The following is a 14,187-nucleotide window of genomic DNA, read 5'->3' on the forward strand; positions in this document are numbered from 1 at the left end:
ACCCTAGAGAGACCTCAGCGGTAGCCGTAGGTCCTGTCCACGGCACGCCAGTACGCGCGGGTGCGCCGCCCCAGCGACGCAGCGTCCAGCTGCAGCGACTCCGGCAGCCGCACCCGGCACCCGGCACCCCGGCAGTTGCGTAGCCGCCACCAGACCTCCTGCAGCAGCCGCTGGTCGGCCCGGTAGGAGCGCTCGCCGTACACGTTGCGCAGCTGGAGGGGGTCGCGCCACAGGTCGTAGAGCTCGTGCGTCCCCGCGCGGTTGCGCACGTAGGAGTAGCGCCCGGTGCGCACCCCGATCGAGGTCCGCGGCCCGGCGAAGCCGGGCGACCGCCGGCCGACGCCCCCGGTGTGCGTGGCCTCGGTCAGCACCGGCCGCAGCCAGCCCTGGTCCCCGTCCCGCAGGGCGTCGGCCACGCTCCGCCCGTCGAGGCGGCGGGGCGGGCGGGCGCCGGCGAGGTCGAGGAGGGTCGCGGTCAGGTCGACGGTCGTCACGGGGTCCGAGGAGGTCGCGCCGCGGCGGAGCCCGGGGCCGGTCACCAGCAGCGGCACGCGCAGCGACGGTTCGTGCGCGCGCACCTTGCCGGAGCGCTGCCGGTGCTCGCCGAGGAAGTAGCCGTTGTCGGAGGTGAACACGAGGACGGTGTCCGACCACGCCCCGGACCGCCGGAGCTCCCGGACCAGGCGCGCCACCTGCCGGTCCATGACGTAGATCGACTCGGCGCGCTGCCGGGTCAGGTCGCGCAGGCCCCGGCGCTCGGCGGCGTTGACCTCGGGCAGGTCCGCGAAGGGCGACGGCTTGTCGCGGACGTCGCGCTCCGCCGGCCCGCCGCCGCGGGGGAGACCCCGCCCGCGCGGGATCAGCGCGTCGAAGCGGCCCCGCACCCAGGCGGGCCGCGCCGGCGAGCGCAGGTCGACCAGGTCGCCGTCGTCGTTGCGGACGTCCCGCGTGTCGTCGGCCTCGACCGGCTCGCCGACGTGCGGCGCGACGTAGTTGACGTACATCAGGAACGGCGCCCGGCGGGCCGCGAGCCGGCGCGCCATGCCGACGGAGAAGTCGCCGATCACGTCGGTCTGGTAGCGGCCGCCGTACCCGTCGTCGATCCGGCCGTCGACGTTGAACGGCGTGTCCAGGTAGTCGTAGGTGCCGCCGCTGAACCCGAGGCCGCCCGGGTTCTCGACCGCGGCTCGCCACTCGTCCCAGCCCCGCGGGACGTAGGTGTGCGAGGGGCGGCCGCTCACCCGCGAGGTGTCCAGCCCGTAGCGGTTGAGGTACTTGCCGATGAACCCGGTGCGGTAGCCCCGCGCCCGCAGCGACGTGGCGAGCGTGCGGGAGTCGTCGAAGGCCCCGTAGCCCGAGGGCGGCTCGTGCCAGTAGACGCGGTGGTTGTGCGCGTAGGTGCCGGTGAGGAAGGACGCCCGGGCCGGGCAGCACAGCGGGTACGGCGAGAACGAGTTGGCGAAGGTGACCCCGGTGCGGCCGACCAGGCGGCGTACGGCGGGCGCGAACTGCAGGTCGTCGGCGCGCATGTCGTCGGCCATCACGACCACGATGTTCGGGCGCTCCACCCGGGCCTCGCGCGCCGGGAGCGGCGGCGCAGTCGTCGCCGTCGGGGACGTCGCGGGGGCCGCCGGCGCCGGAGCGCCGGGGGCGGGGCGGTCGGGGGAGACCGCGACCAGCGTGAGGGCCACCAGGGCCACCCCCACCAGGACGGCGAGGGCGGCGAGGACCGGGCGGGAGACCTTCACGGGAGTAGGACGCCTCGGTCAGCCGATGGGTTGGCTTCGGAGCGGTTCGATCTGGTGGGTGGCGCCGTCGACGCGCAGGTCGGCGGCCGCGGCCGTGCCCTCCTCGGCGAAGTGGGCGGCCTCGGCGGCCATCCACCGCCGCCAGTGCGGCGCGACGGCGGCGCCGTCGCGGGCGAGCCCGCGCCGCAGCCGCACGTCGTCGGGAGCGCTCACCCAGACGAGCAGCGACCGGCGGTCCGCGAGCACCCGGGCGCCCGACCCGACCCCCTCGACCACGAGCAGCGGGGTCCGCGGGACGGCGACCCGCTCGGCGTACCGCCCGGCGTGCCAGTCGTAGCGGAGGTACGACGAGTCCTCGCCGCGGGCGAGCGGTGCCAGCAGGTCGTCGAGCAGCGCGGGCAGGCCGGGCAGTCCGTCCCAGCCGTCGAGCAGGTCGTCGGTGGTGACCACGACGGTCCGGGGGTCGAGCGCGGCGATCCCGGCGGCGAGGGTGCTCTTCCCCGACCCGGCGGGCCCGTCGACGCAGATCAGCCTGCCGCCGCCCAGCCGGGCGGGCCGGGCGAGCGCGAGCCGCAGCGCGGTCTCAGAAGGCGAGGCCGTGACCACGGTAGGTGGGTGTCTGGCCGACGAGGGCGTCGCCGGCGAGCAGGTGGGCGGAGGTGGTGTGCTCGAAGAGCTCGCCGGACTTGGCGTGCCGGAACCAGACCAGGTCGCCGATCCGCAGCCGCGCCGCGGTGGGACCGGTCAGCGGGGTCTGCACCTCGCCCGCCCCCTCCAGCGACGTGAGCTCCAGGCCGGCCGGGGCCCACGGCGTCGGCAGCCGGTCGGCGCCCGTCGCCCCGGAGGCGACCAGGCCGCCGCCGTGGACGGTGGCGACCCGCTCGCTGGGTCGCCGGGTCACCGGGAGCCCGAAGAACGCCGCCGGCCGGGGCCGGAACGAGCGGTAGTGGTCGAAGAGCGTCGGCACCAGCAGGCCCGAGCCCGCGGCGATCTCGGTGACCACGAGGTCGGCGGCGGAGGTCTCCACCGAGCCCGAGCCGCCGGCGTTCCAGAACTCCAGGTCGACGAGGTCGGCGAGCGCGTCGGCGATGTCGCGGCGCCGGACCCCGAGCTGGGAGACCGAGGCCGCCTTCAGCTGCCGCACCACCAGCGACTTGGCCCGCTGGGTGGGGACGACGTCGGGGACCCCGGCGACCTGGCCCTCGTAGGTCATCACGCCGACCAGCCGGAAGCCGGGACGGTCGACGACGGCGCGCGCGAGGCGGACGACGTCCTCGACCTCGAGCAGCGGGGAGCGCTTCGGGCCCACGTGGGACGGCCCGAGCCGGAGGCCGGCGTCGACGTCGAGCGCCACGCGCACCGGCACCGCGGTCGAGGACCGCACCGAGTCGACGACCTCGAGGTGGGCGACGTCGTCGACCATGAGCGTGATCCGGTCGGCGGCCTGCGGCGAGGCCACCAGCCGGGCCAGCGCCTCGCGGTCGACGGTGGGGTAGGCCACGACCAGGTCGTCGCTGATCCCCTGCTCCTCCAGCCAGAGTGCCTCGGCGAGGGTGTAGCAGAGGACCCCCTCGAAGCCCGGCCGGGCGAGCACCCGGCGCAGCAGGTCGGGCACCCGCACCGACTTCGACGCGACCCGCAGCGGCTTGCCCGCCGCGCGGCGGACCAGGTCGTCGGCGTTGGCGTCGAACGCGTCGAGGTCGACGACCGCGAGCGGGGTCGGCAGGGGCGTCGGGTGCGCCGCCACCGCGCCGTCGAGGCGCGCCCAGAGCCGGTGGCGCTCGACGGAGGAGTCGGCGGGCAGGTCGGCGAGCATCAGGAGATCCCCCGGCGGCGCAGCAGCTCCTCGATGTCGGCGAGGTCGTCGTCCGCGATCGCCGGGGCGGTGCCCGTCGCAGGCTTCCCGGACCGGTCGAGCCGCTTCGGCGGGCGAGCGCCGGACCGCGGCGAGCGGGACTCCAGCGCCCGGGCGCCGACGAGCAGCGCCACCGACGCTCCGGCCAGCAGCACGCCGGCCCAGACGGTGGGGCTGAAGGCGAGGGCGAGCGCCCAGTCGGTGACGGCGTCCACGATCCGCGTGAACATCCGCAGCGTCTTGGTCAGGTACGCCGCCAGCGGCAGCAGCGTCAGGCCCAGCCCCCGCACGCCGGAGGCGAGGCCACGGCGGCGGAACGCGAACCACGTCCAGATCCCGCCCAGCACCGTCAGGCTCAGGGTCAGCGCTGCCCAGCTCGCGTCGTCCACGCACCCCAGCGTCCCACACGGGGCGGCACCGCGCCGCCAGGCGGCGCGGGGGAGGATGGGCCCGTGGACACCGGAGGCGGAGAGCGACGCAGCCTGCTCGGGCCGGCCTTCCCCGACGACACCGGCGCGGTGCCGGACGAGGTCGCCTCCGCCCTGGCGGCGTACGCCGACCGCCGCGGCGACCCCGCGGCGTACGCCGGAGCGGTCGCGGCCCTGCAGCGCAGCCGGGTGCTGGTGCCGGTGGTGGCAGTGCTCGGCGAGGTCGAGGTCGACGAGGCCGGCCTCGCGCACGACAAGACCAGCGACATGGCCGCGGTGCTGCTGACCGGCGCCGACGGACGGCTGGCGCTGCTCGCGTTCACCGGCACCGAGACGCTGGGGGCCTGGGACCCGCAGGCGCGACCGGTGCCGGTGCCGACCCGGCTCGCCGCGCAGTCGGCGATCCAGGAAGGGGCGGCCGCCCTCGTGGTCGACCTGGCCGGCCCGACCACCCTGGTGATCGAAGGCGAGGACCTCGCCGCGCTGGCCGCCGGATGGACGCTCGCGCGGGTGGGGGAGCGGTACGGCTGGATCGCGCCGGCCGAGGGGACGCCGTAGCCCTGCGCCGGATTGGTGGGTCCGCCCGGTCATCGGCTATCCTGGGGAAGACCGATCGGCCCGTCGTGCCTGCACGGAGGACCGGTCTGCAAGCGGAGGCTCTGCTACATCGTCTCCCACCCGCATCGACCGCACTGCTCCACAGGTCGTCGGGTCCGGTCCCGAAGACCTCGCCAGGCGCTCGACGTCCGGCGGCCGTCCTCGGTGGTGCGATCACCTCGCGGTGACGTGTCGCGACTGGCTTCCGCTTGAGACAGCGGGAGCCTTCGTTGATTTTCGGGCCATCTGGGCCCGGGGACGCGGAGTCCGACCACCTGACCACTGGAGGACACATCAGCACCGAGCTTCGTATCAACGACCGGATCCGGGTTTCCGAGGTCCGCCTCGTTGGACCCAGCGGCGAGACCGTCGGCATCGTGCCGACGGCCGATGCCCTGCGCCTCGCCCAGGAGGCCGACCTCGACCTCGTCGAGATCGCCCCGATGGCCCGCCCCCCGGTCTGCAAGCTCATGGACTACGGGAAGTTCAAGTACGAGAACGCCCAGAAGGCTCGTGAGGCGCGCCGGAACCAGACGAACGTCATCATCAAGGAGATGAAGCTTCGTCCGAAGATCGACGCCCATGACTACGAGACGAAGAAGGGCCACGTCGTCCGGTTCCTGAAGGCCGGCGACAAGGTCAAGATCACGATCATGTTCCGCGGTCGCGAGCAGCACCGCCCCGAGCTGGGCTTCCGGCTGCTGCAGCGCCTGTCCGAGGACGTCGCCGACCTCGGCTTCGTGGAGTCCTCGCCCAAGCAGGACGGCCGCAACATGGTCATGGTGCTCGGCCCGCACAAGAAGAAGGCCGACGCCAAGGTCGACGCCCAGGCGGCCAAGGAGTCCCGTGCCGCCGAGCGCGCCGCGGTCGTCGCCGAGGAGCAGGCCGAGCGCGACGCCGCGCACGCCGCCGGCCCCGTGGCGCAGAAGAAGGAGCGCGGTCGCTCCGAGAACCTCGATCCCGAGATCGAAGCCTGAGCGCACGCCCGTCCAGACCGCCCGAGCAGCTCCTGCCGGCACCACCGTGCCGGCCAGGACCGTTGAGAGAGAGACAGAGATGCCGAAGAACAAGAGCCACTCCGGTGCCGGCAAGCGCTTCCGCGTGACCGGGTCCGGCAAGATCCTTCGCGAGAAGGCCGGCAAGCGCCACAACCTGGAGAAGAAGGCGTCCAAGGTCACCCGTCGGCTGAGCGGGACCGTCGAGGTCGCCAAGGCCGACGTCCCCCGCGCGAAGAAGATGCTGGGCCTGTAGCCCTCCCTCTCCGCACCCCATTCGTCTTTGAGCACCAAGGAGTAACACAGTGGCACGCGTCAAGCGGGCGGTAAACGCCCAGAAGAAGCGCCGGACGACCCTCGAGCGGGCCAGCGGCTACCGCGGCCAGCGCTCGCGGCTGTACCGCAAGGCCAAGGAGCAGGTCACCCACTCCCTGGTCTACAGCTACAACGACCGCCGCAAGAACAAGGGCAACTTCCGCAAGCTGTGGATCCAGCGGATCAACGCCGCGGCTCGCGCCCAGGGCATGACCTACAACCGGTTCATCCAGGGCCTCGGCCTCGCCGGTGTCGAGGTCGACCGCAAGATCCTGGCCGAGCTGGCCGTCAACGACGTGGCGTCGTTCAACGCCCTCGTCGAGGTCGCCAAGGCCGCCCTCCCCGAGGACGTCAACGCCCCCAAGGCGGAGGCGACGGTCTGACCGCCCCCCTGGCGGCCGGCAACAGCCGCCTCAAGGACACGCGTCGGCTCAGCCGCCGCTCGGTACGCACCGAGCGGCGGCTGTTCCTCGCCGACGGCCCGAAGGCCGTCGAGGGCGCGCTGTCCGCGCCGGGCTGCGTGGTCGAGGTCTTCGCCACCGTCGCCGCCACCGAGCAGCACCCCGACCTGGTCGCGGCGCTGCCCGACGGCGTCCCCTGGACCCTGGTCGAGGACCGGGGCCTGGCCTCGCTCAGCGACAGCGTCACCCCGGCCGGCGTCGTGGCGCTCTGCCGCCACCTGGACCGGCCGCTGGCCGACCTGCTCAGCACGCCGCGCCGGCTGCTGGCGATCTGCGCCGACGTCCGCGACCCGGGCAACGCCGGCACCGTCGTACGCAGTGCCGACGCCGCGGGCGCCGACCTGGTCGTCCTCGCGGGCAGCTCGGTCGACGCCTACAACCCCAAGACCGTCCGGGCCAGCGTCGGCAGCCTCTTCCACCTGCCGCTCGCCGTCGAGCCCGACGCCGAGGCCGCCGTCCGTGCCGCCCAGGCCGCCGGGCTGACCGTGCTGGCCGCCGACGGCGACGGCGAGGTCGACCTCTTCGAGGCCGACGAGCTGCTGGCGGCGCCGACCGCGTGGCTGTTCGGCAACGAGGCGCGCGGGCTCCCGTCCGAGCTCGCCGACCTGGCCGACCACCGGGTGCGGATCCCCATCCACGGGCGCGCCGAGAGCCTGAACCTCTCCACGGCCGCCGCGCTCTGCCTGTACGCCTCGGCGCGGGCCCAGCGGGCCTGACCCGCCGTACAGTGCTCCGCGTGGCCGACCCCGCGCGAGACCCGGAGCACAGCGCCCAGGCGCTCGCCGACGCACTGCCGGACGGCGTCGTGGTGGCCGACCAGGACCGGGTCGTCACCCTGGTCTCGCAGGTCGCCGCGCAGATGCTCGGCGTCGCCGCGGACGACGCGGTCGGCGGGGAGCTCGGCGACGTGCTGGCCCTGCAGGACCAGGAGGGCCAGCACTGGTACCGGCTCAACCGGCCCTACGAGGGGCTCGCCACCCGCACCGCCGTCCCCGAGCAGTCCTGGCTGCTGCCCGACGGCGAGGAGGTGCTGGTCGCGGCGCGGCTGCACCGCGCCGCGCTCGACCGCCCGGTGTCGCGGGTCGTGGTCACGCTGCGCTCCGGCCGGGGCCGGGCGCGCCTGGACCGCGAGCGCTCCGACCTGGTGGCGACCGTCGCCCACGAGCTGCGCTCGCCGCTGACCGGGGTGAAGGGGTTCGTGCAGGCGCTGCTGAACCGCTGGGACAAGCTCAACGACGAGCAGAAGATCCTGATGCTGCACACGGTGCACGCGGACTCCGACCGGCTCAGCCGGCTGATCGCGGAGCTGCTCGACGTGGCCCGGATCGACACCGGACGGCTCCAGCTCTACCCGCGGCCCTCGGACGCCGCGGTCCTGGTGCGCCGGATCGTGGACTCGGTCGCCGCCGGCACCGCGCGCCCGATCGAGCTCGACGTCGGCCCGGACCTGCCCGAGGTGCACGTCGACCCCGACAAGTTCACCCAGGTGGTCACGAACCTGGTCGAGAACGGCGTCCGGCACGGCGAGGGCACCGTGCGCGTGACGCTGCGCCCCACCACCGTCGGCGACGGCCCGGGTGTGCAGGTCACGGTCGACGACGAGGGCGAGGGGATCCCGGTCGAGCTGCGTCGCCGCGTCTTCACGAAGTTCTGGAAGGGCGGCGTGCGCGGCGGCTCCGGGCTCGGGCTCTACCTCGTGCACGGCCTGGTCCGCGCGCACGGCGGCAACATCGTGATCGAGGACCGTCCCGGCGGCGGTGCCCGCATCGTCACCAGCTGGCCGGGGGAGGACCGCCGGGCGGAGTGAGGCACGGCGCCGGCCCGCGGGACGTCGTACGAGGTGGTTGCTGTGGCGACCGGGGCGCATGACGTTGCGCGGACGTTGCGCGGGACGTCGTACGAGATGGCGGCAATAGCGACCGGTTCGTATGACGTCCGGCGCCGCGACCGCCGCCATCCGCGGACGTCGTACGGGGTGGTTGCTGTGGCGACCGGTTCGCATGACGTTGCGCGGACGTTGCGCGGGACGTCGTACGAGGTGGTTGCTGTGGCGACCGGTTCGTAGGACGTCCGGAGCCGCGGCGCGCGAGCCGCGTGACGCGTGCCGTGGGCCTTCGGGGATGCTTCGTCCCGTGCTCGACCTCCTGCCGCCAACGTCCGGCGTGCCTGTCCGCCCGGTACGCCGGTGGGCGCGGACGGTGACGGCCCTCGTGGCGGCGCTCGCGCTGACGAGCGGGTGCGGGCTCGACCCGATCGAGACGCCGCACGCCGGCACGGACCCGGCCGCACCCGGTTCGCCCGCTGCCTCACCCGCTCCCTCGCCCGCGGCGCCAGGAGCAACCGGCTCCGGTGCGACCACGGCCGCGGCGCTGCTGGCGAGCCTGCCGGTGAAGGGCCGTGCGCCGATGACCGGCTACGACCGCGCCCACTTCGGGCCTGCCTGGCTGGACGCGGACCGCAACGGCTGCGACACCCGCAACGACGTCCTCCGGGAGCAGCTCACCGACCGCGCGGTGAGAGCGGGTTCGCGGGACTGCGTCGTGACCGCCGGGACGCTGGAGGACCCCTACACCGCGACCAGCATCGACTTCGTCTACGGCGACGGGACCCTGGTGGACATCGACCACGTCGTGGCCCTGGGGAACGCGTGGGCCACCGGCGCGCACCGGTGGGACATCCGCAATCGGGCAGCGCTGGCCAACGACCCGATGAACCTGCTGGCGGTCGACGCCTCCGCCAACCGGCAGAAGGGCGACGGGGACGCGGCCACCTGGCTGCCGCCGAGCAAGCGGTTCCGATGCTCCTACGTCGCGCGCCAGGTGGGGGTGAAGGCGAAGTACGGCCTCTGGGTCACGCCCGCGGAGCGGCAGGCGATCGAGCGGGTGCTCGCGTCCTGCCCGGGCCAGGCCCCGGTGCCGGGGTCGGGGGCGCCCGTGCGCGTCGACCACGAGCTCGGCGACCCCGGGGCGCCGGTGACGGGCACCCCGCCGGCCGGGACGCCCGGGGGCGCGTCGGCCTTCGAGAGCTGCACCGCCGCCCGCGCGGCCGGCGCCACGCCCGTGCGCCGGGGTCATCCGGGGTACGGCGCGCACCTGGACGGCGACGGCGACGGTGTCGCCTGCGAGTAGGTCCACCCGCTCGACCTGAGGCGCGACACCGCGGACGCTCAGGCCTCGCCCATCACCAGGCCCTCGATGGTGTGCTTCTGGGTGATCGGGGTCAGCTCCTCGACGATCGGGCAGTCGAGGTGGTCGCGCACCCGCTGGGGCAGGCCTTCCCAGTACGTGCGGGTGACCGCGAGGTCGTGCTTCTCGTCGTTGCCGGCGCCGGGGGCGTCGACACCGAGGACGAGGACGGGACGCGACGTCGCCGACTCGTTCCTGGTGCCGCGGTGGACGGTCAGCGCCGAGCGGGCCGAGATGTCGCCCATCCGGGGGTACTTGCGGACCGCGCGCTCCTCGAAGCGGCTGTACTCGTTCTTGGGCGGGAACATCCCGTGGTCGAACTCCTCGCCCTCGTCCCAGTGGGTGCCCGGGGCGATCTCGAAGGGACCCATGTCCTCCTCGGTGTCCACGCAGGTCACGTTGAAGGCCAGCGAGGTGAGGCGACCCTCCTCGAGGGTCTCCCGCGGCGCCGGGAAGTCGCGGTGCCACGGCTGGTTCTGCGCACCCGCGAAGGGGATGTCGAAGCCGACCTCGACGATCTGGTAGTCGGGGCCGAGGACGGTCTCGCACGTCGCCCGGACCCACGGGTGGTCGACGAGGTCGACGAAGCCGCGCAGGGCCTCGGGGTGGATCTCGACGTAGTAGCGGTTCGGTCCGCGCCCCACCGCGCCACCCTCGCGGGACTGCGCCTCGGCGAAGGCCGCCTCGACGTCCTCGCGCAGCTGCTCGACCCACGCGCGGGAGAAGGCGCCCGGGCAGCCGATGATGCCGTCGGTGTGGATGGTCTCCCGGATCACGTCGATGTCGATCGGTACCTCGAGTGCCGTGGCGGTCATGGGTCCTCCCGAGAGGGGTTGCGGAGTAGGTGTGACGTACGACACTTCAGTGTGCACGTCCGGCGCCGCGCGCAGGGCCCCGCGGACGGAACCGGTTCGCGTGCCGGCGGCGGGGGTTCCTAGACTTGCCCGGTCGCCGGCGCAGCCGGCGCGCGCGTGGTCCTCGTGAGAGGTCGGAGAGGCAGTGATGTCGGGTCCCAACACCGATTACGACCCCGTGGAGGTCACCCCGTTGAAGCCGGAGGAAGTCGAGGCCGCCCGCGACGACGCGCTGGCCGCGATCGCGGCGGCGACCGACCTCGACGCGCTGAAGCAGGTGCGCACCGCGCACACCGGTGACCGCTCGCCGCTCGCGCTGGCCAACCGCGAGATCGGGGCCCTCCCGCCGCAGGCGCGCAAGGAGGCCGGGCAGCGGATCGGCCAGGCCCGCGGCGCCGTGAACAAGGCGCTCGCCGCGCGGCAGACGGTCCTCGAGGCCGAGCACGAGGAGCGGATGCTGGTCGAGGAGGCCGTCGACGTCACGCTGCCCACCGACCGGGCACGCCGTGGGGGCCGGCATCCGATCACGCTCCAGTCCGAGCTGATCGCCGACATCTTCGTGGCCATGGGCTGGGAGATCGCGGAGGGTCCGGTCGTCGAGGCGGAGTGGCTGAACTTCGACGCCCTCAACCTGGGGCCCGACCACCCGGCCCGCACCCTGCAGGACACCTTCTGGACCGAGCCGGTCGACCACCACGTCGTGCTGCGCACCCAGACCTCGCCCGTCCAGGCGCGCACCATGCTCACCCGCCGGCCGCCGATCTACGTCGCCTGCCCGGGGCGGGTCTTCCGCACCGACGAGTACGACGCCACGCACAGCCCGATGTTCCACCAGGTCGAGGGACTCGTTGTCGACGAGGGCATCACGATGGCCCACCTGAAGGGGTCGCTCGACCACCTCGCCGCCCAGCTCTTCGGCGAGGGCATCGACACCCGCTTCCGGCCGTCGTACTTCCCGTTCACCGAGCCGTCCGCCGAGGTCGACGTGCGCTGCTTCGTGTGCCGCGGGATCGACTCCGCCGACTGCCGCACCTGCCGCGGCGAGGGCTGGATCGAGTGGGGCGGCTGCGGGGTGGTCAACCCGCGCGTGCTGGTCGCGTGCGGCGTGGACCCCGAGGTCTACACCGGCTTCGCGTTCGGCATGGGCATCGACCGGAGCTTCATGTTCCGCCACGGCCTGGGCGACCTGCGTCCGCTCTTCGAGGGCGACGTCCGTTTCAGCGCCTCTTTCGGCACCGAGATCTGAGGAATCGACGATGAAGGCCCCCCTGTCCTGGATCAAGGAGTACGTCGAGGTCCCCGCCGACGTCACCACCGAGGAGCTCACCGAGCGGCTCACGATGACCGGGCTGAAGCTGGAGGCGATCCACAGCCCCGGCGCCGAGATCACCGGCCCGCTCGTCGTCGGCCGGGTGCTCACGATGGAGCCCGAGCCGCAGAAGAACGGCAAGACCATCAACTGGTGCACCGTCGACGTCGGCGACGCGAACGGCACCGGCGAGCCGCAGGGCATCGTCTGCGGCGCCCACAACTTCGCACCCGGCGACCTGGTCGCCGTGGTGCTGCCGGGCGGGGTGCTGCCCGGCGGCTTCGCGATCTCCGCGCGCAAGACCTACGGCCACGTGTCGGCCGGCATGATCTGCTCGGCCGCCGAGCTGGGCCTGGGCGAGGACCACGACGGCATCATCGTGCTGCCGCCCGACTCCGGCGAGCCCGGCCAGGACGTCCGGCCGCTGCTCGGCCTCGACGAGGAGATCATCGAGCTCGAGGTCAACCCGGACCGCGCCTACGGCCTCTCGCTGCGCGGCATCGCCCGGGACGTCGAGGTCTCCGTGGCCGGCGCGAGCGGGTTCCGCGACCCGGCGCTGCGCGACGTACCGCCGGCCGACGACGCCGGCTGGCCGGTCGTGGTCGACGACCCGACCGGGTGCCCGGTGTTCGTGGCACGCACGGTCTCCGGCTTCGACCCGACGGCCCCGACGCCCGACTTCATCGCCCGGCGCATCACCGCCGCCGGGATGCGGCCGATCTCGCTGGCCGTCGACATCACCAACTACGTGATGCTCGAGACCGGCCGGCCGATCCACGGGTACGACGCGGACAAGGTCCAGGGCGCGCTGCGGATCCGCCGCGCGACCGAGGGCGAGACCCTCACGACGCTCGACGGGACCCGCCGCACCCTCTCGGCGGAGGACCTGGTCGTCACCGACGACTCCGGCATCATCGGCCTCGGCGGCGTGATGGGCGGCGCGACGACGGAGATGTCGGAGTCCACGACCCGGGTCCTCGTCGAGGCGGCGCACTGGGACGCGGTCTCGATGTTCCGCACCGGCAAGCGCCACAAGATCAGCTCCGAGGCGGGCAAGCGCAACGAGCGCGGCGTCGACCCGACGATCTGCGAGGCGGCCGCCGACCGCGTGGTCGAGCTGCTGACGACGTACGGCGGGGGCACCGCCGACCCCGGTCACACGGTCGTGGGCACCCCGCCGGCGATCGAGCCGGTCGCGATGGCGGCCTCGCTCCCGGCCCGCATCTCCGGGGTGGACATCGACCCCGAGCAGGTCGTCGCCGACCTCGAGGCCGTGGGCTGCACGGTCGTCCGCGAGGGCGACTCCCTCGCGGCGACCCCGCCTCCCTGGCGCCCGGACCTCGTCGACCCGTACGACCTGGTCGAGGAGGTGGTCCGGCTCCGCGGCTACGACCAGATCCCGTCGGTGCTGCCGAAGGCGCCCGGCGGTCGGGGACTGACCCGTCCCCAGGCGCTGCGCCGCCGGGTCGGCCGGACCCTCGCCGGCGCCGGCTGGGTCGAGGTCGTCGACTTCCCGTTCGTCGGGGACGCCGACCTCGACGCGCTCGGCCTGGACGCCGACGACCCGCGCCGCTCGGTGCTGCGGCTGTCCAACCCGCTCTCCGCGGAGGCCCCGGCGATGACGACCACGCTGCTGCCGGGCCTGCTGCGCACCGCAGCGCGGAACGTCGGGCACGGGTCCGGCTCCGTCGCGATCTTCGAGACGGCCTCGGTCGTCCTGCCCCGCGACGCCGGCCCGGCCCCGATCCTTCCCGTCGACCGGCGCCCGACCGACGCCGAGCTCGCCGAGCTGACGGCCGCCCTGCCGGACCAGCCCCTGCACCTCGGGCTGGTCGCGACCGGCGAGGCGGCGCCCTCCGGCTGGTGGGGCCCGGGGCGCCCGGTCGACTGGACCGACGCCGTCGGCGGCGTGCGGGCGGTCGCCGACGCCCTCGGCCTCGAACTCGGCACCCGCGCCGATGCGCTGGCGCCCTGGCACCCCGGCCGCTGCGCAGCGCTGCTGCTCGGCGACGTTGTGGTCGGGCACGCGGGGGAGCTGCACCCGCGCGTCTGTGCGGCCTTCGGCCTGCCGGCCCGCTCGGTGGCCGCGGAGGTCGACCTCGAGGTGCTGCTCGAGCACGCGGTGCACCTGCGGCCCGCGCCGTCGTTCTCGACCTACCCGGTCGCCAAGGAGGACGTCGCCCTGGTCGTCCCCGAGACCGTGCCCGCCGCGGACGTCGAGGCCGCGCTGCGCGACGGCGCCGGCCCGCTGCTGGAGTCGCTGCGGCTCTTCGACGTGTACGCCGGCGCGCAGGTCGGCGCGGGCCACCGCTCGCTGGCGTTCGCCCTGCGGTTCCGCGCACCCGACCGGACCCTGACCGAGGACGAGATCGCCGCGGCCCGCGACGCCGCGGTGGCCGCGGCCGAGGAGCGCACCGGGGCGGTCCAGCGGGCCTGACCC

Annotated in this window: 14 protein-coding genes; 9 read left to right on the forward strand and 5 right to left on the reverse strand. The window is 74.4% G+C overall.

Going from position 1 to position 14,187, the window contains the following annotated elements; translation table 11 throughout:
- Positions 1 to 14 precede the first annotated feature (14 nt).
- The 4 genes from H4O22_RS09420 to H4O22_RS09435 are packed head-to-tail and all read right to left on the reverse strand — an operon-like array spanning position 15 to position 3,992.
- Positions 15 to 1,748, reverse strand: coding sequence for a sulfatase family protein (locus tag H4O22_RS09420; RefSeq protein WP_182526726.1), 1,734 nt, complete (start codon positions 1,746 to 1,748; stop codon positions 15 to 17).
- A gap of 18 nt (positions 1,749 to 1,766) precedes the next feature.
- Positions 1,767 to 2,354 (reverse strand): uridine kinase family protein, encoded by a 588-nt coding sequence (locus H4O22_RS09425; RefSeq protein ID WP_182526727.1) that lies wholly within the window; start codon positions 2,352 to 2,354, stop codon positions 1,767 to 1,769.
- A complete protein-coding gene (locus tag H4O22_RS09430; RefSeq protein ID WP_182526728.1) occupies positions 2,332 to 3,564 on the reverse strand; it encodes an amino acid deaminase/aldolase in 1,233 nt (410 codons plus the stop codon). The genes H4O22_RS09425 and H4O22_RS09430 overlap by 23 nt, the downstream gene beginning before the upstream one ends.
- Entirely contained in the window at positions 3,564 to 3,992 is a 429-nt protein-coding gene (locus H4O22_RS09435; RefSeq protein ID WP_182526729.1) for a cellulose synthase, read from the reverse strand. The genes H4O22_RS09430 and H4O22_RS09435 overlap by 1 nt, the downstream gene beginning before the upstream one ends.
- A 63-nt stretch (positions 3,993 to 4,055) precedes the next feature.
- Here H4O22_RS09435 and H4O22_RS09440 point away from each other — a divergent pair, with 63 nt between their 5' ends.
- The 7 genes from H4O22_RS09440 (at position 4,056) to H4O22_RS09470 (ending at position 9,527) form a co-directional block, all read left to right on the forward strand.
- Positions 4,056 to 4,589, forward strand: a complete 534-nt coding sequence (locus H4O22_RS09440; RefSeq protein ID WP_220451330.1) for an SseB family protein — start codon at positions 4,056 to 4,058, stop codon at positions 4,587 to 4,589.
- Between the two features lie 269 nt (positions 4,590 to 4,858).
- Positions 4,859 to 5,605, forward strand: a complete 747-nt coding sequence (gene infC, locus H4O22_RS09445) for a translation initiation factor IF-3 (RefSeq protein WP_227466685.1) — start codon at positions 4,859 to 4,861, stop codon at positions 5,603 to 5,605.
- A 79-nt stretch (positions 5,606 to 5,684) separates the two neighbouring features.
- The gene (rpmI, locus tag H4O22_RS09450; RefSeq protein ID WP_182526730.1) at positions 5,685 to 5,879 is read left to right on the forward strand and encodes a 50S ribosomal protein L35; all 195 of its coding nucleotides are present in this window, start codon (positions 5,685 to 5,687) and stop codon (positions 5,877 to 5,879) included.
- Between the two features lie 49 nt (positions 5,880 to 5,928).
- Positions 5,929 to 6,321 (forward strand): 50S ribosomal protein L20, encoded by a 393-nt coding sequence (rplT, locus tag H4O22_RS09455; RefSeq protein WP_182526731.1) that lies wholly within the window; start codon positions 5,929 to 5,931, stop codon positions 6,319 to 6,321.
- A gap of 8 nt (positions 6,322 to 6,329) precedes the next feature.
- Complete coding sequence (locus H4O22_RS09460) at positions 6,330 to 7,115, forward strand: TrmH family RNA methyltransferase (protein ID WP_425325972.1); 786 nt, start codon at positions 6,330 to 6,332, stop codon at positions 7,113 to 7,115.
- Positions 7,116 to 7,135: 20 nt separating this feature from the next.
- Positions 7,136 to 8,206: a sensor histidine kinase gene (locus tag H4O22_RS09465; RefSeq protein ID WP_244963176.1), complete on the forward strand. Its 1,071-nt coding sequence runs from the start codon at positions 7,136 to 7,138 to the stop codon at positions 8,204 to 8,206.
- Positions 8,207 to 8,597: 391 nt separating this feature from the next.
- Entirely contained in the window at positions 8,598 to 9,527 is a 930-nt protein-coding gene (locus H4O22_RS09470) for a GmrSD restriction endonuclease domain-containing protein (protein WP_244963177.1), read from the forward strand.
- 38 nt (positions 9,528 to 9,565) lie between these two features.
- Here the strand turns inward: H4O22_RS09470 and H4O22_RS09475 are convergent, their stop codons facing one another.
- The gene (locus H4O22_RS09475; RefSeq protein ID WP_182526733.1) at positions 9,566 to 10,399 is read right to left on the reverse strand and encodes a phytanoyl-CoA dioxygenase family protein; all 834 of its coding nucleotides are present in this window, start codon (positions 10,397 to 10,399) and stop codon (positions 9,566 to 9,568) included.
- A gap of 187 nt (positions 10,400 to 10,586) precedes the next feature.
- Here H4O22_RS09475 and pheS point away from each other — a divergent pair, with 187 nt between their 5' ends.
- Both pheS and pheT read left to right on the forward strand, forming a co-directional pair.
- Positions 10,587 to 11,684: a phenylalanine--tRNA ligase subunit alpha gene (gene pheS, locus H4O22_RS09480; RefSeq protein WP_182526734.1), complete on the forward strand. Its 1,098-nt coding sequence runs from the start codon at positions 10,587 to 10,589 to the stop codon at positions 11,682 to 11,684.
- A 10-nt stretch (positions 11,685 to 11,694) separates the two neighbouring features.
- The gene (pheT, locus tag H4O22_RS09485) at positions 11,695 to 14,184 is read left to right on the forward strand and encodes a phenylalanine--tRNA ligase subunit beta (RefSeq protein WP_182526735.1); all 2,490 of its coding nucleotides are present in this window, start codon (positions 11,695 to 11,697) and stop codon (positions 14,182 to 14,184) included.
- Positions 14,185 to 14,187 lie beyond the last annotated feature (3 nt).

It is taken from the genome of Nocardioides dongkuii, assembly GCF_014127485.1.
GTDB lineage: Bacteria > Actinomycetota > Actinomycetes > Propionibacteriales > Nocardioidaceae > Nocardioides > Nocardioides dongkuii.

What these genes read in the sequence shown, in the direction of transcription:
- pheS (WP_182526734.1), top strand. Translation starts at nt 10,587, where the DNA reads ATGTCGGGTCCCAACACCGATTACGACCCCGTGGAGGTCACCCCGTTG.
- rpmI (WP_182526730.1), top strand. Translation starts at nt 5,685, where the DNA reads ATGCCGAAGAACAAGAGCCACTCCGGTGCCGGCAAGCGCTTCCGCGTG.
- H4O22_RS09430 (WP_182526728.1), bottom strand. Translation starts at nt 3,564, where the DNA reads ATGCTCGCCGACCTGCCCGCCGACTCCTCCGTCGAGCGCCACCGGCTC.
- H4O22_RS09475 (WP_182526733.1), bottom strand. Translation starts at nt 10,399, where the DNA reads ATGACCGCCACGGCACTCGAGGTACCGATCGACATCGACGTGATCCGG.
- pheT (WP_182526735.1), top strand. Translation starts at nt 11,695, where the DNA reads ATGAAGGCCCCCCTGTCCTGGATCAAGGAGTACGTCGAGGTCCCCGCC.